This window comes from Acinetobacter sp. 228, from assembly GCF_048147885.1.
On record NZ_JAYWYV010000004.1, the window covers coordinates 1 to 24,966 of the forward strand.

A 24,966-nucleotide genomic window follows, 5' to 3' on the forward strand; every position below is an offset into this window, starting at 1 on the left:
CAATGAAAATAATTTCGATCAATCAACCAGTAAAAATCCACACAAGTTGTTCTTCATAATCTCTTAATGATCTTCTTAAAACTTCGTCAGCTTTAAGCTCCAACCCAATCACTTAACGTTTCGTTTCATGCATTGCGTTGGTGTGCTGCGTATTCTATACAGTTTCAAAACAAGCGCAAGAGCTTTTCTTGAAAATATTCAGAAAAAACCATCGTACGTTTATTTTTTAACCTGAAACTCTATTTTTAACACTTTTTTTGAGTTTTTCTACCTATTTCAGCATGCAAATTTTAAGGAAATGTTAATTTTACTCTTCTGCCTTCATTAAAAAAGATCACCTAAGAGTGATCTTTTTGATTCTTGAAAGATTCTTTAGTTTGCCTGTTCGGCAAGCCAAGTCATAAATTTTTGACGCTCAACTTTAGATGCTTTCTGCCATACCTGAATCAATTGCTGATCAAGCTGATTGCCTGTCATATTTTCCGCTATTTTCACATTTACAGTCTTCGGCGCTACCGTTACCTGAGTATAAACTGCTGCAGACTGATTGACGGGAGTCACAGCTTTACTAGTTAAATCTACAGACCTGGTTAAAATACTTTTTCCAAATAATGGCCTGGCTGTCTCTTTTGCTCCCATCTGCTGAACCAGCAGCTGATTTTTTGCATCATAAAGCCCAATAATCGGCTGGTCTTTATAATTTTTTGCTTCCTCAAAATCTTTAGGAGCGTTCATCAAAGTTAACCTATAAGTTTCACCCTCGATCAGCTCAGGTGTTTTTACAGTAACTACGCCAGATTTCAAGATGTCATGTGAATTATCTGAGTGCTGGAAAAATTCGTTATAACGTACGCTAATCGCATTTACCCCCGCATTCAAGGTATAAGCCTGATTTGAACGCAAGAAACCTGATTTTACCTCCTGATCATTTACGGCAACAATTTTTATTTCTTCAGGTACTGTAACGGTTACAGCTGAAAAAGCCGATGTACTAAATAAAAACACTGCTGCTGTTGCCGCAATACCTAAATCCATATCCATTACTCGTTATTGGTTGTTTATTAAAAATAAGCACTATCTGCCTTTTAAATGACAATCCAATGACAAAAGTTGAAAATAATACAGCCTGAACTTCTAGAATTTATTCAGCTAGATATATTAGATAGTAGGTAAACACAACTCCAATATATAAAAAAAGAAGCATTACTCTGCTTCTTTTAATCTGGTTTTTTTAATTAAAGCTGATTAGGTAAAGGTCTTGAATCGCTCCGCATCATCTATAAAGGTTTTCTCACCTGCAGGTGCTTCTATTGAACCAAATACTAGTTGAGCGCGAAGTTTCCAGGAAGGCGGTATATCGAAAGTTCGTGCGACCTCTTCATCAATAATTGGGTTGTAATGCTGTAACGAAGCACCAATATTTACTTCTGCCAAAGCAGTCCAGGTTGCAAACTGTGCAATCGCAGAAGAATGCTCTGACCAGACCGGAAAATTATCGGCATAGAGTGCGAACTGCTCCTGCATCGACTTCACTACATCCTGGTCTTCATAGAATAGCGCAGTACCGTAACCTGCAGCAAACGCATTGATCTTGTTATTGGTTGCCTCAAATGCATCTGCTGACACGAGGTCACGCAAAGTTTCGCGTACAATATGCCAGAAGGTATCATGTGATTGACCAAATAAAATGACCACACGTGAGGTTTGCGAATTAAAAGCTGAAGGACTGAATTTCACTGCATCTTTAATAATTTGTTCGATTTCTGCCTGATCCAGTTTTACATTTTTTCCAATCGAATAAATGCTACGGCGTTTCTTCATCTGATCTAAAAATGTCATGAATTCACCTCTGTATACCTTAATTATTGATAAATCGATCAAGTCATACTACGTGTTTTAAGCACCCATAACAGGTGCATTTCGATAACATTGTGTTTCATTTATATAACGCTTGGATTTATATCTGAGTAGCAGGTATGGATCTGACTTCATCACAGCCACCATGCTATTCACTACCACTCTATTCACAGTGTTTTAATTCAATATTTTAAAACGGTACTGATCCAACTGTTGCAATTTTTCTTCTACCGTTTGCTCAATTGATCCAAAGCACAGCTGGGCACGCAACAACCAATTCTTGTCGATGTCAAAATGCTCAGCGACTTTTTCATCAATTAGGGGATTATAATGCTGCAAGGAGGCTCCCAAGCCAGAATCTGCCAATGTCGCCCATACAGCAAATTGTGCCATACCGGAAGTTTGTTCAGACCATGCTGGAAAATCTTCACTATTTAATGGCATTTTCTTTTGCAATTGTTGAATCACGGACTGATCTTCATAAAATAAAATCGTGCCATAGGCTTCAGCACACTGATTCAGTTTCAGCTCCACTCCTTCATAAATATGCTCTGGTACATGCTGGCGCTGAACCTGTTTCACAATTTCCCAGAATTGGTGATGAAAATCTGCAAATAACACGGCAATGCGCGTACTTTGGGAATCGTAGGCGGAAGGACAACTGCGCACTGCTTCCTGAATGATTTCGCAAAGATAGGCCTGACTATAATGCACCCGTTTACCCAACGCATAAATACTACGGCGCTTTTTTAACTGATCAATAAAGGTCAGCTCCAGATCATCATTCAGTTTGTTTTTTTTTGAAAACTTAAAGTCCTTGGTTATATCGCTTGTTAATACCTGACCAATCTTATCTAGCAATGCCATTTTCTACCCCACAAAACCAAGCTAAAACAGCCTGAATAATCCCGTAGAATTATAATGGTTTTATTAAGCTAAATAACTTTGCTTAATTTTTTCAAGCTGCTTTTTAGAGCATTCAAACCCGCTAAAAACAACAAACTCCGCACTTGGCGAAGTTTGTGTGAACTATAACGCATTATTTATTTTTCAGTTTCAAACAATGCAGCGACAAATGACTTAGCGGAAAATGGACGCAAATCATCAATTTTTTCACCGACACCAATAAACCGGATCGGCACATGGGTACGACTGGCGATATTAAACAGCACACCACCTTTGGCAGTCCCATCCAGTTTGGTAATGGTCAAACCTGTCAAGCCGACTGCCTCATCAAACATTTCAACCTGATTAATGGCATTCTGGCCAGTACCGGCATCCACCACCAACATGACTTCATGCGGTGCAGTTGCATCAATTTTCTGCATGACACGTTTTACTTTGGTCAATTCCTGCATCAAATGACCTTTATTATGCAAACGACCCGCTGTATCTGCAATCAATACATCTACACCCTTGGCCCGGGCACTTTCAAAAGCATCGAAAATGACCGAAGCCGAGTCAGCACCATGACCTTGAGCCACGACTGCAATATTATTACGCTCACCCCAGATCTGTAGCTGTTCCGTTGCAGCTGCACGGAAAGTATCACCTGCTGCCAGCATAACAGTCTTGCCTTCACCTTGTAGGCGTTTGGCCAGTTTGCCAATCGTCGTGGTTTTACCGACACCATTTACACCCACCACCAGAATTACATAAGGTGATTTGTTTGGATCAATATGCAGCGGTTTTACCCGTGGTGCCAATAAAGCCACCAACTCTTCCTGAAGTGCTTTATAGAGTGAATGCGAATAGATCAAATCACCACGTGCCGTACGTTCAGTCAGGTTAGTAATAATGGTCTTGGTTGCATCGACACCAATATCAGCCACCAGAAGCTGTTCTTCAACTTCTTCTAATAATTCATCATCAATTTCTTTACCACCGATCAGGATATTGACCATCCCATCGGCAAGGTTTTTACGGGTTTTGGTTAAACCCTCTTTCATACGGCTAAAGAAGCCACCTTTTGCCGCAGAATCTTCATTTTCAGTTTCTGTGGTAACAGGTGCAGAAACTACAGCTGCTTCGCTTGGCGTTTCTACGATAGGCACATTGACCGCAGGTAAGCTCGGTAATGTGACATCATCATCTCCGATATCAGCATCAATCAAAAATTTGTTTTGCCCATTAGATTGCTGTTGCATGCCGAATCCTTGAAAAGCATTGCGTTAAAAACCCAGATTCTACCATAACTTGCCTGCTTTGCAGCTAGCAATGCAATTACTGGACAAACATACCAAAAAGCTACAGCTCTCGGTTGCTTTCAAGCACGCATTTATTAAAAATAAGTCTAAATACAAATGCCTATTTTGGGAGATCTAGTGTTCACTACCTTTTTTACTGTCTCCTCTTTCTCTCAAATGATCCAACAGATGATCTATCCATTCGGTGCAGCGGTCTTGTTTAGCCTGAGCTTTAACCCGGCTCAGGCACAAACCCGAAGTGAATTGTCACGAACTACTTTTGAAACCACGTTAAGTAACGGTTTAAAAGTCATTATTCGGGAAGACCATCGTGCGCCCATGGTAATGACACAAATCTGGTATAAAGTCGGTAGTAGTGATGAGTCCGGAAATATTCTAGGGGTTTCTCACGCACTTGAACATATGATGTTCAAAGGCACCCATAAAGTGCCGAATGACGAATTTACCCGCCTGAGTCGGATTTATGGCGGCAGTATCAATGCAGCTACCTTTACCAATTACACCAATTATTATCAGCTTTATCCTAAGGCCTATTTTCCTATGGCACTGGAACTTGAGTCTGACCGTATGAGCAATTTATTACTGCGGCAGCAGGACTTCGAGCCAGAAATTAAAGTTGTCATGGAAGAACGGCGCCAGCGCACTGATGACAATCCGCGGGCGCAAGCCTTTGAACGGTTTAAATGGATCAGTTATCCGACCAGTCACTACCGTCAGCCAGTGATTGGACATATGAAAACCCTAAATAATATTCAGTTGAATGATGTCAAAAAATGGTACCGGGACTGGTACAGCCCGAATAATGCTATTCTGGTAATTGTCGGAAATATCGAATCTGAAGCTGCTTTGGCACAGGTACAAAAATATTTTGCTGACATTCCCGCCCGCCCAACACCAGCACGCAATGATGTACTGGAGTTTGAGCGTTTGGGTTATCGACATATGGAGATCAACAGCAATGTTCAAGTACCCAATCTTTATATGACCTGGAACGTAAAATCATTAACCACAGCTAAAAACCCGCAAGATGCCTATGCATTGAGTATTATTCGCAGCCTTTTGGACAGTGGGATTTCTTCCCGCCTGCAAGATCGCCTGATAAGAGATCGTAAAATTCTAACCTCTGTCAGCGTGTCTTATGATCCTTATAATCGTGGTGACAGCCTGTTTGGTATTTCAGCACTTCCTGTTTCAGGTGTTAGTCTGGCAGAAGCACAAGCTGCAATTCAGGATGAAATTGATTTACTAAAAACTGAATCTATTTCCGAGCGAGAACTGGAGCGCATCAGCACACGTTTTATTTCAAGTCTGATTTATAGTCAGGACGATCTGGCTGGACAGGCCAGAATGATTGGAAATCTGGAGGTCAATGGCTTGAGTTATCGCCTGATGGATGAGTTACCAAAACACTTTGAAAGCGTCAGTACTCAAGATATCCAGCGCGTCGCCAATGCCTATTTTGTCAGAGACAACCTCAGCACACTTTATCTCTCACCCGAACAAAACACCCAGTAACGGGGATTATAAATGCTTCAAGTTTATCCAATTTTGCTTATTTGTGTTTTAAGTTTGAGCACGGCTATTCATGCAGAAAACTATCTGGACCATCAGCCTGACCAAAATGATAATCCGAGTCAGTTACAGTCTATTCCTTTATTGCAAAGTCTTAAAAATATCAATCCGCAACGTGAATTTCAGGCCCCTTATATTCATGACCTGAATAATCGCTACAAGGTACGTACGCTATTTGTTGAAACTCAAGATCTTCCCATGGTAGATATCCAGCTGACCTTCAATGCCGGCTCGGCCCGCGACGAGGAAATTGCTAAAGGACTGTATGGTCTGTCAAATATGGCAGCCAAGCTGATGCGTGAAGGAACCGACAAATACAGCGCCAATCAGGTAGCGGCTGTTTTTGACCAAACGGGCGCACAATTCAGCGTACAAGCATATCGGGACATGTTCGTAATTCGTCTACGTACGCTCTCAGACCCCAAAAAATTAGAACCCGCCTTAGCAATGATGATGGAGGTTATAAAGAATGCTTCATTTAAACCGTCTAGCATCAATTTGGCCTTAAGTAATACCCAAGTGGGGCAAAAGCAACTACAGGAAAACCCCAGCCGGCTGATGGATATCCGTTTTTATCGCACCCTTTATGGTCAACATCCTTATGCAGAACCAGTCACTGGCACCCAAGGCAGTACCAAAAAAATTAACGCAGAATTATTAAAAAAATTTCGTGATCAATTTCTGGTGGCACAAAATATGAATATTGCCATTACCGGAAAACTTAGTCCTAAACAGGCACTCGAGCTGTCTGAACGAATTGCCGGTAATTTACCTCAAGGACAAAAAGCAGCAGCATTACCAACGCCTGAGATTAAATCTGGTTTTGAAGTAGTACATTTACCCTATAACTCGTCTCAGGCACATGTCATCTTTGGACATCTAGGACCGACCCGCTTTACTACGGATAAGCTGGCTTTAGAGATCGCTAATCGAATATTTGGGGGTGGTGGTTTTAATTCAGTACTCATGCAGGAGCTTCGGGTAAAACGAGGTTTTACCTACGGAGCTTATAGTTCATTCAGTTTTACTCAGTCGCCAGGAGTATTCAGCTTCAAATATGCTACACGTCAGGATCAACTGCTAGACAGCATCCAGGTCGCACATCGGGCATTTATCAACTTCGTTAGCCAACCCATTGATGGTCAGCGTCTGGAAGAAACCAAAGCGGGCATGCTGCGTGCCTTCCCTAACGTTTACAGCAGTAATGCCACTATCAATGCCCAGTTAGGCAATATGGGCTTTTATAGCGAGCAAAGTAATTATCTATCCGGTTATTCGGAACGTTTGGCTCAAATCACGGCTACAGATGTACAAAATGCCATACGCAAGCACTTCCATCCTGATCGCTTAACACTCATCATCGTCAGTAAAGAACTGGATAAAACTGCATTGGAAATGCGTTTAGAACAAAATTTGATTGATGCAAATTTTTACTTGCCTGCTCGTCCTCTCCCTAGCGCATCTCCACAGAGACCGGTGGAAGCTGACGTACCCGTAACGACTCCTGCTGATAAGCCTGCATCAATTTAAGATATTGCCCACGACGGATATGCTGCTGCTCTAACAGAGCGAGTGCCATATCCTGAGTTTGGGGAAGATTTTGCTGCTTAGACAATTGCTGAATTTGAGTAACTTGCGACATGCTCAACGGACGATATAAAGCAAATGCGGCTAAAAACAGGATCACCGCAACAATAAAGATCACAACACTATTATAAATCTGTTCCAGATTAATTCTGCTGAAAAGTTGATTTAGTTTTTCTGACTCTATAGACATACACTACCTCAGGTTAAAGGTAGTGTATGATTGCCATTGCACAAGTTCAAGTCAGCACACCGAATATTCATAAGGACTGAAAATCTGCTTATGCCAAGCTTAATTCATTGCTTTGGTTAAAATTGTAGAATAGAGTACCGCCGCTACCACTGCCAGTACGAGTAGAATCGCAAATTTACTTAAACCTGCTTCTGCTTCAGGTGGATGCAAGCGGTCTTCATCTGCAATACGGACTAATTCGCCATTATAGAGTTTATAAAACTGCTCACGCTGGTTTTCGTCCAGCTCACGAGTAAAATCATATACTTCTTTGCGCTGTGCCAGACCATATTCACCCAAATGGGTGTATTTACTAAATATAGCAGCATCAAGCTTTTTGCGATGCAAATCTGCAAGCTCCATAATTTGTCCTGCAGTCGGCGGCATATCAAATTTCACACCATCTAAAGTTCTTGTCGTCATGGCTTTCTCCTTGTTGTTTGCTATCCATTTACAATGTAGCTTAATAATATTTATAATTGTGTATAGTTTAATCAGTTAAACTATAACTGAAGTAAACAGACAAATTCGAATAGTTGACTTTTCCATTATTTTGTAATATTAGTTTAACAATACTAATTTATATTTGTATTTAGACTCATAAGTCTATCTTGAAATCACAATTAAAATTAAGGAGTTTATATATGATTCAACAATTCTCTCAGCATGACCTGGAACATCTGTATGCAGATGCCGTGAATACCATTCAATCACAAATGAACTTTGTCGATGCGGTAAAACAGCTTGAAGAAGCAGCTCGCGCCGGCCATGGTAAAGCAGCACTTTTTTTAGCAGAACTTTACTATCAAGGTTTCCGTGTAGAACGAGATTCACTCAAAGCCCAGTACTGGCAAAACATGGCCACGATGAAAGCATAAAAGAACGTCACCTAGGTGGCGTTTTTTTCAGCCATATTTTCAATAAACCGCAATCAATACATATTTTCTTACGATTACTTGCAAAGCTGAAACAGTAATTACTTATAAAGTTTCTAGAATAGGGGCTGTCATCCAATAGCACTTAATTCCAATGAAACCACGAACAATTATTCAAATTGATCCGATCTGCAAAGAATTTCTTCTGAAGATTACAATGCTGAAATCCATGATGAATTGTGGCGAGCTATGGGGCGCATATCATAAAGGTTGGGCAATGATGCGCGACCACGAAGACTGCATCTTTCCATTTTGGCTTAATCCACTCGATGCCCAAAATTACGCTCAACAACATTGGCCACATTACATTCCACGTAAAATCAATTCTGAAGATTTTGAAAATGCGTTATTACCAACCTTATCACGACTGAATGTTACACCCGCCCTATGCAATACCAATGGCACCAGACTTAAACTAACTGCTGCACAAATGCGTCACCTATTTTTTTCGCAACAAAGACTGCACATTGCTTAAATAACATGCTATTTATAAAGAGTAAAACTTAAAAACCTAGAGATGTTCAGGTTGAATACATACTCAAGGATTAATAATAAATTGACCGATAAGGATGATTAAGCATGACCAATGTGGCACAGGTGCTCAGTGAAAAAATGCATCAAGCTATTTATACCATCCGTCCAGATTCTACAGTTTTAGAGGCCATCACCTTGATGGCCGAAAAAGGAATCGGGGCGCTGGTAGTCACCCATGAAGACAGCGTGGTGGGGATTTTGTCAGAACGGGATTACACCCGTAAGATTGCCCTGATGCAAAGAACCTCATTTGATACTACAGTCAATGAGATCATGACTTCTAAAGTGATTACCGTGACATCAGCCACTACGGTAGAAGACTGTTTATCGCTGATGACTGATCGTCACCTGCGTCACTTACCTGTGGTCGAACATGAAAAACTGATCGGTCTGATTTCAATTGGAGATTTGGTCAAAGCGGCCATGGATGACCAACGCAAATTGATTGAACAGTTACAGCAATATATCTCAGGTTAAAACATCATCTAGCTTTCTCTAAGGCATTTGAAGATCACTTAAGTGACACCAAGATAAAGTTTTATATCTGATGCATAAAAAATCCCGGTACGTGTATCGGGATTTTTTATATCAACATTTTGAATAAAATCAGTTTAAACCGAGTTTTTCTGCAACATAATCTGAGTCTTTATCACCACGACCCGATAGGTTAACCACAATTTTTGTATCCTTTGGCAGTTTCCCTGCTTCACGAATGGCCCAAGCCACCGCATGCGAACTTTCCAGTGCAGGCACAATGCCTTCTACGCGTGACAAGGTCATAAATGCATCCAGACATTCCTGATCGGTCGCAGTCGTATACTCGACCCGACCCAAATCTTTCAGCAAACTATGCTGTGGCCCCACACCTGGATAATCCAGACCAGAAGCAATTGAATGCACTGGCAATGGCTCGCCTTGTTCATCTTCCAGAACATAACAGGCCATACCATGTAACTGGCTCGGCTTACCTAGAGTTAAAGTAGCTGAATGCATATCGGTATCTAAACCATGACCTGCTGGCTCAACGCCAACCAGCTTCACATCCGGTTCATTTAAAAATGCAGTGAATGCGCCGACTGCATTAGAACCACCACCAACACAAGCAACGATATAATCAGGATTTGCACCAAAACGTTCATTGGTCTGAACTTTAATTTCATCGCCAATAATCGACTGAAAATCACGTACCATCATCGGGAATGGGTGCGGTCCAACCACCGAACCGATAGCATAGATGTAATTTTTCGGATCTTTCAAATATTCTTCAAAAGCACTATCGACTGCATCTTTAAGCGTAGCTGTACCGCGAGTCACAGAAATCAGTTTGGCACCCAGAATTTTCATCTTGACGACGTTTGGATGTTCTTTTTCGATATCCACTTGCCCCATATGAATTTCACATGGGATACCCACCAAGGCACATGCAGTTGCCAAAGCAACACCATGCTGGCCGGCACCGGTTTCTGCGATGACTTTGGTCTTGCCCATATATTTGGCCAGTAAAGCTTCACCCAGACAGTGATTGATCTTGTGCGCGCCGGTATGATTCAGATCTTCACGTTTCAGATAAATCTGCGCCCCGCCAAGCTGTTCAGAAAGGCGTTTGGCATGAAATAGTGGACTTGGACGACCGACATAATGAGCAAACAGGTCTTTCAGTTCATTCTGAAATTCTTCAGTCTGACGAATTTCCTGATAGGCCACATTAATATCATCCATAGCCTGTTTCAGATCGGGTGGAATAAACTGACCGCCATATCGACCAAAAAAACCCTCTTCATTGGGTAATGCAATACCATTAATTTGATGAGTCATAATCATGCCTGAAATTTTAAATAAGAGATAATGAGTGACTTTATACTAGAATAATTTGTTTTAAATCACTAATAACTCTAACTAAAGTCACTTATAGATAAATGGAATTAACGCGCCAGATATTTGGTCATGTCTTCAATGCCTTTCAGTGTCATTGGAAACATATGATTTTCAAATATTTGCTGGATCAGACCAATGGTATGGGTGTAATGCCAGTATTTTTCTTCTTCCGGATTCAGCCAGGCAGTTTTATCAAAATGCTGACGCAGACGCTGTAACCAAACCTGTCCAGCTTCATCATTCATATATTCAACAGAACCACCGACAGAATTCAGCTCATACGGTGCCATACTGGCATCACCGACCACAATCACGCGGTAATCACGGCCATAGGTATTGAACAAATCCCAGGTATTCATGCGTGAACTGGAACGACGGACATTATCTTTCCAGACATAGTCGTACAGACAGTTATGGAAATAAAAATATTCCAAGGTTTTGAATTCGGTTTTCGCAGCACTGAACAGCTTTTCACACTGGGCAATATGCGCATCCATCGAACCACCGACATCGAACAGCATTAAAACTTTAATACGGTTACGACGCTCGGGCACCAGTTGTACATCCAGAATACCCTGCTTGGCCGTTTCACGAATCGTACCATCAATATCCAGCTCTTCGGCTGCACCCTGACGGGCAAACTTACGCAAACGGCGCAATGCCATCTGCATCTGGCGGCTACCCAAAATCTGTTCATCATCCAGATTGCGGTATTGACGCTGCTCCCAGACTTTCACCGCAGAACGCTTACGTCCCGGCCCGCCAATACGCACACCTTCAGGATGATCGCCATAGGCACCAAAGGGTGAAGTACCACCGGTACCAATCATCTTGTTACCGCCCTGATGTTTTTTATGCTGTTCGCGCAGACGCTCTTCCAGCATTTTCATCAGTTCTTCTAGCGATCCGGCTTTTTTCAGCTCTTCGCGCTGCTCCGGGGTCAGATGCTTCTCGAGTAATTCGAGATCGAACCAGTCTTTGGGCAGCTTATGCACCTGATTTAGCAGTTCATCCAGATCAAAGGTCGCGATACCATCAAAATAGTCTTTCATGGCACGATCGAACTTGTCGAAATAGCGCTCGTCTTTGACCATGACGGTTTTGACCAGCTGATAGAACTCGTCCTGATCGGCAAACACCAGACCTGCAGCAACCGCCTGATTCAGGTCAATCAATTCGCGGGTCGATACCGGTACGCCGTATTTGCGTAAGGTATAAAACAGTCGCACAAACATGCGTGTTTCTCCCTTAACGACGTGACATAAATGCTAGACGTTCAAGCAACTGTACATCTTGCTCATTTTTAATCAAGGCGCCGTATAGAGGCGGAATTGCTTTGGATTTATCAGTATTGCGCAGAATATCTTCCGGCATATCATCTGCCATGAGCAGGCTGAGCCAGTCGATCAGTTCAGAAGTTGAAGGTGGTTTTTTTAAACCCGGAACTTTACGAAGTTGGAAGAATACCTGTAAGGCTTCATTCACCAATGTTGCAGAGATATTGGCAAAATGCACATCGATGATTTCACGCATAGTGGCTTCATCCGGGAATTCGATGTAATGGAAGAAGCAACGGCGCAGGAAAGCATCTGGCAATTCTTTTTCATTATTTGAGGTAATGATTACGATTGGACGCTGTGTTGCCGTAATGGTTTCGCCTGTCTCGTATACATAGAACGACATTTTATCAAGTTCATGCAGCAAGTCATTTGGAAACTCGATGTCTGCCTTGTCAATTTCATCAATCAGCAGGACACAGCGCTCTTCACTGGTAAAGGCTTCCCACAATTTGCCAGGCTTAATGTAGTTCTTGATGTCATAGACACGATCATCACCCAACTGACTATCGCGCAGGCGCGATACGGCATCGTATTCATACAGGCCTTGCTGTGCTTTGGTGGTGGATTTAATGTGCCAGGTGATCAATTTTAAACCCAGACTTTGTGCGACTTGCTCGGCCAGTAAAGTTTTACCTGTACCCGGCTCACCTTTGACCAGTAACGGTTTTTGCAAACTGCGTGCAGCTTTCACCGCAAGTTTTAAACTGTCAGTCGCAATGTACTGATCGGTACCTGAAAATTGTTGAATATCAGCAGACATGATTGAACCTTATTTTTTACTTACAGCGGTGAACTTTTCTCGTGAACACGAATATTGCTTTTGTTCGACACATAAGTCGACCAGCAATAGCCAATCACAGAACCGATCCCAATGACAAATAAAATAAGTGACGCATTAATCCAAACTAAAGGCTGCTCTTTGGTCAGCATCCCGAATAACAGCCCAAAAATCGCGGGTGCAATGGAAGCATTCGGTCCCTCAGACACAGTGGGTGTCAGCAAAACAGCGAAGGCCATAATCCACAAAAAACCACCCATAGGTTTAGGCAAGCGTTTGGTCACACCATACCAGCACCATAAAGCAATCAAGCTGCCGAGCAGGTAAACTGCTACGGCAATGCTCTGTTCAGGAATTGAGTCTAATACAGCGACATAACCATTCATTTCACAACTCCTGAATTAACATTAAGCACCACGAAGCCCTTCTGGCTCTACAGCATTCGGGTCAATTAAACCTTCGGGCGGCATTTGCAGAAAGAAACCGCGGGTTTCAATAGAATCCATCACATGCAGAACATTGGCACGTGCCAGTTTACGTGATTCGCTTAATTCAAGATGCATGACAAAAGTCGCACGCCCAAATGCTGCCTGTACCGCTTCAGTTAATACACTTAAAGGCTCGAATGTTTCAGCTTCGCTTTCATTCGCAGGACGCGCCACATACAGATACATTTCACTTTTTTTGCTGGATTTGTAGATAGACACTTGCATATTTCAAACGACTTTTCTGGAAAAACAACCGCAAGGATACATCAAAAAAAAGACAGAAACATTAGCCACGTCTCATGCATCAGTCGTGATTTTGTATAATTGCTTTTTCTTTAACCAATCTTGCAGCCAATCACTCGCTGGCTTTCATCTGGGTAGACAGATAAGATTCATCCTGATGCAATACCTCAATCAGGGGCCGAGTTAATAACTCATAGCGCCATCCAAGCAGATAATCCGGCAGATCCTGTTCATCCTTGTGAAAGACTACATGCTGATACAGTGCATTCAACCATTTCTTGCGCATCAGCACTTCTTTGGGAATCGAGGTTTCATTGACCACATGTTGAATAATTGCATCAATTCTGTCGCCGATATCTCGGGAAGAGTGGCGGATTGGACGTGCCAGGCGTAAGGGCCATTCGGCCTGGTCAGGCAGGAATTTCAACAGATCTAAAATCGTTTTGCCATGTTCGCGTAAAATATTGCCCCGAATATCTTTAACATGGCTAAGCTGAAAATTATTGCGCGGAAACTTTTCGACCAGATCAATCATGCTCGAATTTTTCAGGATAAAACTGCGTGGCTGATTCAATGCTTTGGCAATCTGATCACGCCAGACCATCAATTGCTGCAATTGCATCAGTTGACGGCGTGAATGCCGGTAATTTCCGACATCCTGATACAACAAGGCCGTAGGTGTATCTTTACCAATTTCCCGTGTCAGGAAACGACAATCCTGTAAGGCAAAATCCAGCAGATCTTTCGCATCTAGCTCGTGTTTGATTTTTTCCGACAGTTGTACCAGATAATGCACATCATTGGCCGCATACAGTAATTGGTCGGAGCTGAGTGGACGTGCCAGCCAGTCAGAACGGGTCTGGTCTTTTTCAATATCCACTTCCAGCATCTGCTTGAGTGCATTTTGATAGCTAACTTGCAAACCATGTCCCAGAAATGACATACCGATCTGGGTATCAAATACATTACTCAGCGATTTTTTCTGGGTATAGTGGTAGATCAGGTCGATATCTTCACTACAGGCATGAAAAATATTTTGCTGTGCGTCAAAAATTTTATTGAGGAACTCAGTCAGATCCAGTGTGGTGCCATCCAGCAAATAAACCTGGTTGTCTACATTAATCTGGAACACACCCAGCTTAGGCCACAAGGTGTCGACCTTGATAAACTCGGTATCCAGCCCGTAAACTGAATTCTGGTCCATTAGTTTCAGTACAGGAGTTAAGTCGTGCTGGTGTTGAATAAATTGGAACATAGAACTGAGTCTAAGATTAGATTCTTGATATATCTATATTAACTGATCTATAGAATTTTTGTATAAAAAATAACGTCTATTCCACCCTATTTCTTAAGAAACAACCCTTATCCATATGATTGTTTATTTCAATTAATATCTTTTTTATATTAAAACTAACAAGATTTTTAAGTAAAACTTACTTCATGCGCATCCGGTTATGTACCGCCTGACTCAAGGTATGACTATCGACATATTCCAGCTCACCACCTTGCGGTACCCCTTGGGCAATTCGGGTCATCTGGATTGGCAAATGTTTACTGGCTTCTACCAGATAATGTGCCGTGGCCTGCCCTTCAACTGTCGCATTGGTGGCCAGAATCACTTCTTTGACCTGCCCCTGACTCAAGCGTTGCAACAAAAACGGAATACCAATTTCTTCCGGACCGATCCCGTCAAGTGGAGACAGATGTCCGCCCAATACATGATATTTACCACGGAAACTGCCACTTTGTTCAATCGCCATCACATCTGCCGGAGATTCCACCACGCACAGCAGTTCATCATCACGATCAAGAGACGTACAGATATTGCAGACTTCATCTTCAGTAAGTGAATGACAGACCGAGCATTCATGAATGTGGTTGGTCGCCTCAGTCAAGGCATGTGCCAGACCCACTGCACCCTCACGATTTTTCATGATCAAGTGCAATGCCATGCGCTGGGCCGATTTCGGCCCCACGCTTGGCAGTATGCGTAATGCTTGAACCAGTTGATCAAAACGATCACTAAACATTGCGCATTCTTCCTTAGAACATACCAGCCAGGCCAGGTGGTAAACCCATGCCCGAATTTGCTGCTTTCATTCTTTCATCAGAAACCAGTTCTGCCTGACGCGCTGCATCATTCATTGCAGCTGCAATTAAGTCTTCGATCATGTCTGGATCATCCTGAAGTAATTCTGGATTGATTTCGATACGCTTTACTACATTACGGCAAGTCATGGTCACTTTCACCAGACCACCACCCGCTTCCGCATGCACTTCAGTTTGCGCCAGCTCTTCCTTGGCTTTTTTTACGTTATTTTCAACTTCTTTTTGCATACGCTGAGCTTGCTGCATCAACATGTTAATGTTCATAAATATCTCCGAACATAAATTTATAAAATTAAATAAGATCTAAACCGCGAGTAATATCACGAATAATATCACCAATCTCTTCCAAACCGACAGAAACGCGAATTAAACCTTCACGGATGCCTGCTGCTGCCTTGGCTTCTGGAGACAATTTGCCATGAGTCGTGGTTGCCGGATGAGTAATTGTTGATTTCACATCACCCAGGTTACCAGTAATTGAAATGAACTTAGTATTGTCAATTACTGTCCAGGCGCCTTCACGACCACCTTTCACTTCAAAAGACACAATACCACCAAAACCGGTTTGCTGTTTTGCTGCCAGTGCATGCCCAACATGCTCAGGCAAACCTGCGTAATACACTTTTTCAACTTTCGGATGCGCATTCAGAAATTCCGCCAGTTTTTGAGCACTGGCAGAATGTTCACGCATACGTAAGCGTAGCGTTTCCAAGCCTTTTAGGAACACCCAGGCATTGAACGGACTCATTGACGGGCCGGTAGTACGCACATAACCAAAGATTTCTTCCAGTAGCTTGTGATTACCTACGACTGCACCGCCTAATGCACGACCCTGACCATCAAGGTACTTCGTAGCTGAATATACAACGAGGTCAGCACCAAATTTGATTGGTTGTTGTAATACTGGGGTACAGAAGCTGTTATCAATGGCCAGCAAAGCATTATTGGCATGGGCAATATCTGCCAGGGCTTGAATGTCTGCCACTTCTGCCAGCGGATTGGATGGAGACTCTACAAAAAGTAATTTGGTTTCTGGCTTGATGGCATTTTTCCAGGCATCCAGATCAGTCAAGTCCACAAAATCAACTGCTACATCGAATTTAGCAACATATTTTTCAAATAAAGAAACAGTGGAACCAAATACTGCACGTGAACAGATTACATGATCACCTGCTTTCAAAAATGCCATTGATACTGCCATAATCGCTGCCATACCTGAACTGGTGGCAACGGCGCGCTCTGCACCTTCTAAAGCAGCCAGACGCTTTTCAAACATGGTAACGGTTGGGTTAGTAAAGCGAGAGTAGATATTACCCGGCTCTTGGCCTGAAAATTTTGCGGCAGCTTCTGCGGCATTTTCATAAACAAATGACGATGTTAGAAAAATCGGTTCGCCATGTTCACCCTCAAAGCTACGGGTGTGACCAGTACGGATGGCTAAAGTTTCTAATTGGTAGTTAATATCGTCTTGCTGGCTCATCACTTTACTTCAGCCCTAAGGCTGCCTTTTGTAAAAAATTGCCAACATTTTGAGCGCCTAAGCTATTTCAGGTCAAGGCATAATAAGCGATTATTGCTTAGACTTCGATCAATCCTTCCGCGGATACGGATATTTTATTTACATGATTCAGTTAAAACAAAATTTTCAGCGTCAGCAAAAAAAATTGAAACACCTCAAGACCCGGGTGTTTAATGCCTCCTCACTGATTCTGTCGCAAAAAACCCCTTTTGAATATATTGCTGGCACCCAGTTTTACAAAATCCGATATTACGCCTCACCCGACAAAAAATATAAGGAACCATTGGTCTTTATTGCTCCCCTGGCCGTTAATATGGATATCTATGACCTGTATCCCTATCGTTCACTGGTCAAGCATTTTCAGCATAGCGGTTTTGATGTCTATCTGGTGGAGTGGAAACGTTTTGACTTTAAGCATCGTCATCTGAACTTTTTATCTTTTATCGATTCTGCTATTCCCCAGTCTATTGAAACGATCTGCAATCATTCAGGTAGTCAGCTGATTTCCCTACATGGCTGGAGTATGGCAGGCGTATTTGTCACGCTTTATACCGCCCTGCATTCGCCGGAACATGTCAAGAATCTGATCGTAGTCGGCAGTCCGATTGACAGTTATGCTTCAGGACGTGTCGGCAAACTGTTTTCTACAACCAATAAACTGATTTCTAAAAATAAAAATCTAAAACAGGCCATTCATCAAGGGCTGATTCCAAAACAGTATATTCATACACCGGGTATTTTAAATGCCTTGGGCTTTAAATTACTTGACCCGATTGGCTGGTTCAAAAGCCAAAAGCGGTTTTTGCTAAATCTTGATCGTGCCGAAGATGTCTATGAACACGCAACTATGGGAAATTTCCTGAATAAAATGATCGATTATCCAGGTGGGATTAATCAGGACATGATGCTGCATTTGTGGCTACAAAATCCATTAAAGCAGGGTTCTATTACTTTGAATGGTCGTACCATTGAGCTCAAGAATATTAGCTGCTCCCTTTTGGTAGGTGCAGGTCAAACTGACCAGATTGTGACAGAATCATCCGCCAGACCATTGCTGGATTTGACAAGTAGCCAGGATAAGACGTTTACTCTGATTCCAGGCGGTCATCTCGGCCTGATGTCCAATCAGAAAACAGCCAATACATTCTGGCCAAAAATGACGACCTGGCTGGTGCAACGCTCAAAACGTCTCGACGCTTAAAGCAGATTTAAGTACCAGTAAAAATATTCAAACTTATCAATATATTTATACATATGCAGAGGGTACAGCATGATTCAGTCAGTCGCATTTATCGGCTTAGGTGCAATGGGTTATCGTATGGCAGCACATTTACCCAAGCATTTTGATACGGTCTATGTCTGGAACCGTACTTTCAACAAGGCAGAAGAGCATGCTGCTGAATATGGCACCCAGGCTGTTAGCCTTGAACAGGCTGTTCAGGCAGATGTGATTTTTTCCTGCCTGCCAACCAGTACCGATGTAGAGCAACTTCTGGAAGATTTACCGCTTAAATCCGGCTCAGTCTGGGTCGACTGTACCAGTGGCGTACCGGATTCAGCGCAAAAACTGGCAGTACAACTGGCTGAACGTGGGGTGATTTTTCTGGATGCACCTGTCAGTGGCCAGACCATTGGTGCTGAAAATGGTACTTTAACTGTGATGGTGGGTGGCAATGTACAGGGTTATGAACATGCTCTCCCTGCGATGCGGGCTTTTGGCAAACTGATCAAGCATGTGGGTGAATCTGGTGCGGGTTTTGCTGTGAAGGCGGTAAATAATATGTTAATGGCTGTAAACCTGTGTGCCGTTGCTGAGGGCTTTACTACCCTGAAAGCACATGGAGTAAATCTGCATGAAGCACTAGATTGCATTAATGCTTCAAGTGGGAAAAGCATGGTGACCGAAACCGTATTGCCACAGCGGATTTTAAATCGAAGTTTTCCTGTAACCTTTGCCCTGCCACTTCTGGCCAAAGACACCGGGATTGCAATCGATCTCGCCCGCGAAGCCAAACTTTCTGCACCTGTGTTATCTTTAACCCAGAACCTGATTCAGGCAGCTAGCGATCTATCGGATAAAAACAGTGATTTTTCCAGTGCTGTAAAAATGTATGAATCATGGAGTAATATTACCATTGAGTAATATCTCGCCATTGAATAATGATAACGAAACCTCATATTGTGACTGTTAAGCAGGTACAAATAGTGGATAACCCAGAGGAAACTCTCATGAAGAAATTTTCTGTTGCAGCATTGATTGGCTTTGCAACTTTGTTCGGGGCTTCAACATCGGTTCTTGCATCTGAACAAGAGTGCAAAAAATTAAAAAATGATCACGACGTAATTTACGCGTCTAAAGGTTTCTGTTTCAAAGATCCTGAAGCAAAAGCCAAGTTCGGTAATGATAATTGTTATACAACCAAGCCAAAATTCTCGGAAAAAGAGCAACAACGTCTTGACGCAATCAAAGAACGTCAGAAAGAATTGAACTGTAAATAATTCAGTTTAATGACGCTCAAGGAATGTACTTATGACTTATGATGATCAGAATATTTTTGCACGAATTCTACGCGGTGAACTTCCTGCGATAAAAGTGTATGAAGATGACCAAGTTCTTGCATTTATGGACATCATGCCTCAGGCAGACGGTCATACACTGGTAGTTCCGAAGACTCCTGCAATCACTTTACTGGATTTGCCACCTGAAGCGGCTGCTTATACGATTCAGATCGTACAGAAAGTTGCAAAAGCCATTGAAAAAGGTTTAGGGGTAGATGGCATCGTACTGATGCAGTTATCTGGCGCTGCAGCGGGTCAGACGGTACCGCATATACATTTTCATCTGGTGCCAACCTCTTTACACAATCTTGGCAAACATGCTGTGCAGATGGGCGATCAGGAAAAAATCAAAGCCTTGGCCGAGAAAATCAAAGCTGCCCTTTAAGAAATTCTTAACATCCAAAAATGGAGCTTCGGCTCCATTTTTTTCGCCCTCATCGTGCATTTTAATTTACGCTTTAGAAAAGCTGATAAAAAATACCAAGACAAAATTTTGAATAGTAATAATTTTTTAGAACACAAATTCGCCCACACCCAATATTTTTACAAAACGAAACATTTAATAGATTTGAAATATTTCCTTAATCTTACTGTCTTATTTGTAATTAATACTTAGCACCAATACAGGACGGTAGCAAAATTTAACAAAGCTACCACAACACCTTTGTTAGGACCAAAAAAGTCTTATTGGAGCTACACATGAAAAAAACTCTTTGCGCATTAGCAGTTGGGGCAACAATTTTAACACCGGTCATGGCAGCTGCTGCTGATGTTAAAGTGTATGGTCGCGCACACGTTTCTTTAGATTATCTGGATGATGGTGCAGATTATAATGAAGTGGGGCTTTCTTCAAATTCTTCACGCTTAGGCTTTAAAGCTGAACAAGAATTAGAAAACGGAATGACTGTTTTTGCTCAAATTGAACAAGAAATTAACTTTTCTAGTGGTTCTGCAAATGATGATCTCGAATTTGCAACCCGCGATACTTTTGTCGGTTTAAAAGGTGACTTTGGTCAAGCACGTGTAGGTCGCTTTGACAGCCCGTTTAAAGTTGCACGTGGCCCGGTCAATTTTTTTGGTGACATGGTTGGTGATATTCGTAATGTCACCCGCGCTGGCAACTTACGTTTTGATGAACGTAATGCCAATACGATTGAATATAAATCACCTAAATTTGCTGGCGGTTTCAATGTGTTGGGGGCTTTGTCACTTCATGAAGCAAATAGCCCGGACGCCACTAAAGATGGCGCTAAAGACAAAGACAAGGCATACGACCTCGCTTTAACCTATAAAGAAGGTAAAGTTGATTTCGCCGCTGCATATGAACATTACGAAGAAGAAGCTGCCCGTGGTGAGCGCGATGGTTTCCGTATCGCAGGTGCTTACAAAATCACACCTGAATTCAACCTGGGTGGTTTATACCAATTCCTTCAACACGATAACTCTGAAGCAAACCCAGATGCACAAGTATTTGGTGTAGCCGGTGAATATAAATTTGCACCAAAAACCTCATTCCGTGGTGAAGTATTCCACCGCGATGTCGATGCTGATGATGCGAATGCAACTTTGCTGGCAATCGGACTTGAGCACCGTTTAGATCCAACAGTCCGCATTTATGGCAACATAGCAACTGTACTAAATGATGAAAACTCAAACCTTACCCCTTGGGCACAAGGTCGTACCAATACTGTAGGTGGAGTACGCGGTGAAGACAGTTTAGGACTTTCCCTAGGCATGCGTTACGACTTCTAAGTCCAGCCTCCCTCACAAAGCTTAAAAAGAACATGCCTCCAGCATGTTCTTTCTTTTGCGTGTTTTTTATCAAAATAAATAAGATGAGAAAGATTGTGACACTGATATTCAACCCTTATAAAACCAACCAATTTAGTTTGATTAATTTTATTCTTTATTTTAAAACCAAGCATTTTAATCAGATTTAAAAATAGGAGAATATTATTCCAACCAAAATAATCTACATTAAAATATATAAATATAAGCATTTTAGTCGGATTTAAAAACCAATAAAATTACATAAAAAAATATTTAGAATAAATTTTAACTCATATAAATATATATTTATTATTTTCAAATACTTATAAATATATATTTATTTAAACTGTATCGTCTATTTATTTTTTAGTTACAATAGATTAATAATATACAACAAGTCATATAACAGGCTTAGTCGAATGAGCTTAGTTCCCAAAAATCTAAACCAGAGAGTGGTTAGAGAAATAACCGCCATTTTAATTATCAAGGTTATTTTACTAATGATAATTAAAAATATCTGGTTTGATGCGCCTACGATTCCTAAAAATTTTGATAACCAAGTCGCCGAGCGTATCGCCGGTAATCCTTCCCAAATCCAGGAGACACGTTGATGATTTCTGAAAGCGTGGTCGATCTCTCGCGGTTCCAGTTCGCCATGACCGCGATGTATCACTTTATTTTTGTTCCACTGACTTTAGGCCTGGCTTTTCTGCTTGCCATTATGGAAACCACCTATGTGATTTCCGGCAAAGAAATCTATAAAGACATGACCAAGTTCTGGGGAAAACTGTTTGGTATTAACTTTGCCTTAGGGGTAACCACCGGCCTGACCATGGAGTTCCAGTTCGGAACCAACTGGGCGTATTACTCGCATTATGTCGGTGATATTTTCGGTGCACCGCTGGCGATTGAAGGTTTGATGGCCTTCTTCCTTGAATCGACGTTTATTGGCTTGTTCTTCTTTGGTTGGGATCGTCTTTCCAAAGTGCAACATCTGGCCGTAACCTGGCTGGTAGCTTTAGGCTCGAACATGTCCGCACTCTGGATTCTGGTCGCCAATGGCTGGATGCAAAACCCGGTCGGTTCGGCATTTAACTATGAAACCATGCGTATGGAAATGGTGGACTTTGCTGCACTGATCTTTAACCCGGTCGCTCAGGTTAAATTTGTGCATACCGTATCTGCGGGTTATGTCACAGGTGCCATCTTCGTACTGGCTATTTCAAGTTACTACATGCTGAAAAAACGTGACCTGCCTTTTGCACGCCGTTCTTTTGCCATTGCAGCTATCTTTGGGCTTGCTTCTACACTTTCAGTGATTTTACTGGGTGATGAATCAGGTTATGAGCTGGGCGATGTACAAAAAACCAAACTGGCAGCAATTGAAGCAGAATGGGATACTCATCCTGCACCTGCGCCATTTACTTTGTTCGGTATCCCGAATAAGGAAACCATGACTACAGATTATGCAGTGAAAATTCCTTATGTGATGGGTCTGATTGCCACACGTTCTACTACAGAACAAGTCACAGGTATTAAGGACCTGCTGGTTCAGCATGAAGCGCGTATCCGCAATGGTATGGTGGCCTATTCGCAACTGGAAAAATTACGTGCTGGTGATCAGTCTCCAGAACTAAAAACCGCTTTTGAAGAAAGCCAAAAAGACTTAGGTTACGGTCTGCTTCTGAAAAAATACACGCCAAATGTCGTTGATGCCTCTGAAGAGCAAATCAAAGCAGCCGCTAAAGATACCATTCCACACGTACCAAGCCTGTTCTGGGCATTCCGTGCCATGGTGGCTTCTGGCTTCTTGATGCTACTTCTATTTGCACTGGCAACTTTTGCGGTAGCAAAACGTAATGCTGAAAACAAACCATGGTTATTGAAATTTGCTTTATTTGCACTGCCTTTACCTTGGGTTGCTGCGCAAACTGGCTGGTATGTAGCAGAAGTAGGTCGTCAACCATGGACTATTGGTGAGGTATTACCGACGCATCTTTCAGCATCAAGCTTAAGCACAGGTGATGTCTGGGGTTCAATCCTTGCATTGGCAGCATTCTATACCGTGTTACTGATTATCGAGATGTATCTGATGATCAAGTTCTCACGTCTTGGCCCAAGCTCACTGCATACTGGTAAATACCATTTTGAAAAGCTTGCAGCTGCAGAAAAGTCAAATGGGGAGACTCAAGCATGATCGAATATGAATTATTAAAAATCATTTGGTGGGTGCTGGTCGGCGTATTGCTGATTGGCTTTGCCCTCACCGACGGCTTCGATATGGGCTCCATGGCGATCATGCCATTTGTGGGCAAAAATGATAGCGAGCGCCGTGCAGCGATCAATACCATTGCGCCGCACTGGGACGGTAATCAGGTCTGGTTTATTACTGCCGGCGGTGCGTTATTCGCTGCCTGGCCAATGGTCTATGCAACTGCCTTCTCCGGCATGTACTGGGCCCTGCTACTGGTCCTGTTTGCCCTGTTTCTGCGTCCGGTTGGCTTTGACTATCGCTCAAAGCTGGAAAATACCAAATGGCGCAATTCATGGGACTGGGGTCTAGCCATTGGCGGTGCAGTACCTGCCTTGGTTTTCGGTGTGGCATTCGGCAACATGTTCCTCGGTGTACCATTTACTTTAGATGAAACTGTACGTTCTACTTATACTGGTAGCTTCTTTGCCCTGCTTAATCCGTTTGCAATTGTCTGTGGTCTGGTCAGCTTATCGATGCTGTGTGCACATGGTGGTGCATGGTTAATGCTGCGTACAGATGGTGACCTACGTCAGCGTTCTGCCAAAGCAACACAAATCATGGGTCTGGTTTATCTGGTTACCTTCCTGGCTGCAGGCGCTTGGCTGTACTTTGGTGGTATTCAAGGCTATACCCTAGTTACACCTTTTGATACCAATGGTGTTGCTAATCCGCTCGCAAAAGAAGTATTGACCAATGCCAATCCAGGCTGGATGAACAACTATTCGACTTATCCAATCACGATGGCAGCGCCTATTGCCGGAATTTTGGGTGGCTTGATCATTGTCTTGGCAGCAGGTAAAAACAAAGCAGGCTTGAGCTTCCTAGGTTCATCTCTGGCTGTCATCGGTGCCATCCTGACTGCCGGTTTTGCCCTGTTCCCTTTCCTGATGCCTTCAAGCATTAACCCGGTTGCAAGTCTGACTATGTGGGATGCGGTATCTAGTAAAAATACCTTAACCGTTATGACCGTTGCTGCCTGTATCTTTGTTCCACTGATCCTCATCTATACCACCTGGTGTTATTACAAGATGTGGGGCGTGATTACCAACAAACACATTGAAGATAATTCACATAGCCTGTACTAAGGCTATGTCTTAAGGAGAGACAACT

General features: G+C 42.5%; 28 protein-coding genes. 13 read left to right on the forward strand and 15 right to left on the reverse strand.

The window, feature by feature from the left end:
* Positions 1 to 372: 372 nt before the first annotated feature.
* The 4 genes from VXQ92_RS03925 to ftsY all read right to left on the reverse strand — a co-directional run bounded on the left by VXQ92_RS03925 (position 373) and on the right by ftsY (position 4,004).
* A complete protein-coding gene (locus tag VXQ92_RS03925; protein ID WP_416680500.1) occupies positions 373 to 1,035 on the reverse strand; it encodes a DUF2057 domain-containing protein in 663 nt (220 codons plus the stop codon).
* 210 nt (positions 1,036 to 1,245) lie between these two features.
* Positions 1,246 to 1,839, reverse strand: a complete 594-nt coding sequence (locus VXQ92_RS03930; protein ID WP_416680501.1) for a nitroreductase family protein — start codon at positions 1,837 to 1,839, stop codon at positions 1,246 to 1,248.
* A gap of 195 nt (positions 1,840 to 2,034) precedes the next feature.
* Entirely contained in the window at positions 2,035 to 2,724 is a 690-nt protein-coding gene (locus VXQ92_RS03935) for a nitroreductase family protein (protein ID WP_416680503.1), read from the reverse strand.
* Positions 2,725 to 2,900: 176 nt separating this feature from the next.
* Positions 2,901 to 4,004, reverse strand: coding sequence for a signal recognition particle-docking protein FtsY (gene ftsY, locus VXQ92_RS03940; RefSeq protein WP_064095325.1), 1,104 nt, complete (start codon positions 4,002 to 4,004; stop codon positions 2,901 to 2,903).
* Positions 4,005 to 4,181: 177 nt separating this feature from the next.
* Here ftsY and VXQ92_RS03945 point away from each other — a divergent pair, with 177 nt between their 5' ends.
* Both VXQ92_RS03945 and VXQ92_RS03950 read left to right on the forward strand, forming a co-directional pair.
* Positions 4,182 to 5,579 carry a M16 family metallopeptidase gene (locus VXQ92_RS03945; protein WP_416680505.1) on the forward strand — a complete coding sequence of 466 codons (1,398 nt, stop codon included), beginning with the start codon at positions 4,182 to 4,184 and terminating at the stop codon, positions 5,577 to 5,579.
* A 12-nt stretch (positions 5,580 to 5,591) separates the two neighbouring features.
* Positions 5,592 to 7,166, forward strand: coding sequence for a M16 family metallopeptidase (locus VXQ92_RS03950; protein WP_416680506.1), 1,575 nt, complete (start codon positions 5,592 to 5,594; stop codon positions 7,164 to 7,166).
* On the opposite strand, the gene VXQ92_RS03955 is transcribed toward VXQ92_RS03950, so the two are convergent.
* Together VXQ92_RS03955 and VXQ92_RS03960 are read right to left on the reverse strand one after the other, a co-directional pair.
* Positions 7,090 to 7,413, reverse strand: coding sequence for a hypothetical protein (locus tag VXQ92_RS03955; protein ID WP_081408817.1), 324 nt, complete (start codon positions 7,411 to 7,413; stop codon positions 7,090 to 7,092). The two genes, VXQ92_RS03950 and VXQ92_RS03955, sit on opposite strands and share 77 nt — an antisense overlap.
* Positions 7,414 to 7,512: 99 nt before the next feature.
* Entirely contained in the window at positions 7,513 to 7,875 is a 363-nt protein-coding gene (locus VXQ92_RS03960) for a hypothetical protein (RefSeq protein WP_064095323.1), read from the reverse strand.
* 221 nt (positions 7,876 to 8,096) lie between these two features.
* Here VXQ92_RS03960 and VXQ92_RS03965 point away from each other — a divergent pair, with 221 nt between their 5' ends.
* The 3 genes from VXQ92_RS03965 (at position 8,097) to VXQ92_RS03975 (ending at position 9,398) form a co-directional block, all read left to right on the forward strand.
* Positions 8,097 to 8,330, forward strand: coding sequence for a hypothetical protein (locus VXQ92_RS03965; RefSeq protein ID WP_064095322.1), 234 nt, complete (start codon positions 8,097 to 8,099; stop codon positions 8,328 to 8,330).
* 151 nt (positions 8,331 to 8,481) lie between these two features.
* Positions 8,482 to 8,862 (forward strand): DUF2750 domain-containing protein, encoded by a 381-nt coding sequence (locus VXQ92_RS03970; protein WP_064095321.1) that lies wholly within the window; start codon positions 8,482 to 8,484, stop codon positions 8,860 to 8,862.
* 104 nt (positions 8,863 to 8,966) lie between these two features.
* Positions 8,967 to 9,398: a CBS domain-containing protein gene (locus VXQ92_RS03975; protein WP_416680509.1), complete on the forward strand. Its 432-nt coding sequence runs from the start codon at positions 8,967 to 8,969 to the stop codon at positions 9,396 to 9,398.
* A gap of 129 nt (positions 9,399 to 9,527) precedes the next feature.
* Here VXQ92_RS03975 and trpB read toward each other — a convergent pair whose 3' ends face one another.
* The 9 genes from trpB to VXQ92_RS04020 all read right to left on the reverse strand — a co-directional run bounded on the left by trpB (position 9,528) and on the right by VXQ92_RS04020 (position 17,234).
* Positions 9,528 to 10,736, reverse strand: coding sequence for a tryptophan synthase subunit beta (trpB, locus tag VXQ92_RS03980; RefSeq protein WP_044108946.1), 1,209 nt, complete (start codon positions 10,734 to 10,736; stop codon positions 9,528 to 9,530).
* A gap of 107 nt (positions 10,737 to 10,843) precedes the next feature.
* Positions 10,844 to 12,031, reverse strand: a complete 1,188-nt coding sequence (locus VXQ92_RS03985) for a vWA domain-containing protein (RefSeq protein ID WP_064095318.1) — start codon at positions 12,029 to 12,031, stop codon at positions 10,844 to 10,846.
* 13 nt (positions 12,032 to 12,044) lie between these two features.
* The gene (locus tag VXQ92_RS03990; protein WP_064102657.1) at positions 12,045 to 12,896 is read right to left on the reverse strand and encodes an AAA family ATPase; all 852 of its coding nucleotides are present in this window, start codon (positions 12,894 to 12,896) and stop codon (positions 12,045 to 12,047) included.
* A 20-nt stretch (positions 12,897 to 12,916) separates the two neighbouring features.
* Positions 12,917 to 13,300: a hypothetical protein gene (locus VXQ92_RS03995; RefSeq protein ID WP_064102658.1), complete on the reverse strand. Its 384-nt coding sequence runs from the start codon at positions 13,298 to 13,300 to the stop codon at positions 12,917 to 12,919.
* Positions 13,301 to 13,321: 21 nt separating this feature from the next.
* A complete protein-coding gene (locus VXQ92_RS04000) occupies positions 13,322 to 13,627 on the reverse strand; it encodes a YcgL domain-containing protein (protein ID WP_064095315.1) in 306 nt (101 codons plus the stop codon).
* Between the two features lie 130 nt (positions 13,628 to 13,757).
* Positions 13,758 to 14,900 carry a ribonuclease D gene (locus tag VXQ92_RS04005; RefSeq protein WP_416680511.1) on the reverse strand — a complete coding sequence of 381 codons (1,143 nt, stop codon included), beginning with the start codon at positions 14,898 to 14,900 and terminating at the stop codon, positions 13,758 to 13,760.
* Between the two features lie 178 nt (positions 14,901 to 15,078).
* The gene (gene recR / locus VXQ92_RS04010; protein WP_416680512.1) at positions 15,079 to 15,675 is read right to left on the reverse strand and encodes a recombination mediator RecR; all 597 of its coding nucleotides are present in this window, start codon (positions 15,673 to 15,675) and stop codon (positions 15,079 to 15,081) included.
* Positions 15,676 to 15,688: 13 nt separating this feature from the next.
* Positions 15,689 to 16,018, reverse strand: coding sequence for a YbaB/EbfC family nucleoid-associated protein (locus VXQ92_RS04015; protein ID WP_004731251.1), 330 nt, complete (start codon positions 16,016 to 16,018; stop codon positions 15,689 to 15,691).
* Positions 16,019 to 16,046: 28 nt separating this feature from the next.
* Positions 16,047 to 17,234 (reverse strand): O-succinylhomoserine sulfhydrylase, encoded by a 1,188-nt coding sequence (locus VXQ92_RS04020; RefSeq protein WP_416680514.1) that lies wholly within the window; start codon positions 17,232 to 17,234, stop codon positions 16,047 to 16,049.
* 142 nt (positions 17,235 to 17,376) lie between these two features.
* Here VXQ92_RS04020 and VXQ92_RS04025 point away from each other — a divergent pair, with 142 nt between their 5' ends.
* The 8 genes from VXQ92_RS04025 to cydB all read left to right on the forward strand — a co-directional run bounded on the left by VXQ92_RS04025 (position 17,377) and on the right by cydB (position 24,941).
* The gene (locus tag VXQ92_RS04025; RefSeq protein ID WP_416680516.1) at positions 17,377 to 18,474 is read left to right on the forward strand and encodes an alpha/beta fold hydrolase; all 1,098 of its coding nucleotides are present in this window, start codon (positions 17,377 to 17,379) and stop codon (positions 18,472 to 18,474) included.
* A 69-nt stretch (positions 18,475 to 18,543) separates the two neighbouring features.
* The gene (locus VXQ92_RS04030; RefSeq protein ID WP_064095310.1) at positions 18,544 to 19,416 is read left to right on the forward strand and encodes an NAD(P)-dependent oxidoreductase; all 873 of its coding nucleotides are present in this window, start codon (positions 18,544 to 18,546) and stop codon (positions 19,414 to 19,416) included.
* Positions 19,417 to 19,502: 86 nt separating this feature from the next.
* Positions 19,503 to 19,772: a YARHG domain-containing protein gene (locus tag VXQ92_RS04035; RefSeq protein ID WP_064095309.1), complete on the forward strand. Its 270-nt coding sequence runs from the start codon at positions 19,503 to 19,505 to the stop codon at positions 19,770 to 19,772.
* 31 nt (positions 19,773 to 19,803) lie between these two features.
* Complete coding sequence (locus VXQ92_RS04040) at positions 19,804 to 20,217, forward strand: HIT family protein (protein ID WP_064095308.1); 414 nt, start codon at positions 19,804 to 19,806, stop codon at positions 20,215 to 20,217.
* Between the two features lie 314 nt (positions 20,218 to 20,531).
* The gene (locus tag VXQ92_RS04045; RefSeq protein ID WP_064095307.1) at positions 20,532 to 21,584 is read left to right on the forward strand and encodes a porin; all 1,053 of its coding nucleotides are present in this window, start codon (positions 20,532 to 20,534) and stop codon (positions 21,582 to 21,584) included.
* Positions 21,585 to 22,021: 437 nt separating this feature from the next.
* Positions 22,022 to 22,213, forward strand: coding sequence for a cytochrome oxidase putative small subunit CydP (gene cydP, locus VXQ92_RS04050; protein WP_004645265.1), 192 nt, complete (start codon positions 22,022 to 22,024; stop codon positions 22,211 to 22,213).
* A complete protein-coding gene (locus VXQ92_RS04055) occupies positions 22,213 to 23,799 on the forward strand; it encodes a cytochrome ubiquinol oxidase subunit I (RefSeq protein WP_064095306.1) in 1,587 nt (528 codons plus the stop codon). The genes cydP and VXQ92_RS04055 overlap by 1 nt, the downstream gene beginning before the upstream one ends.
* Positions 23,796 to 24,941 carry a cytochrome d ubiquinol oxidase subunit II gene (cydB, locus tag VXQ92_RS04060; protein WP_004645267.1) on the forward strand — a complete coding sequence of 382 codons (1,146 nt, stop codon included), beginning with the start codon at positions 23,796 to 23,798 and terminating at the stop codon, positions 24,939 to 24,941. The genes VXQ92_RS04055 and cydB overlap by 4 nt, the downstream gene beginning before the upstream one ends.
* Positions 24,942 to 24,966: the final 25 nt, after the last annotated feature.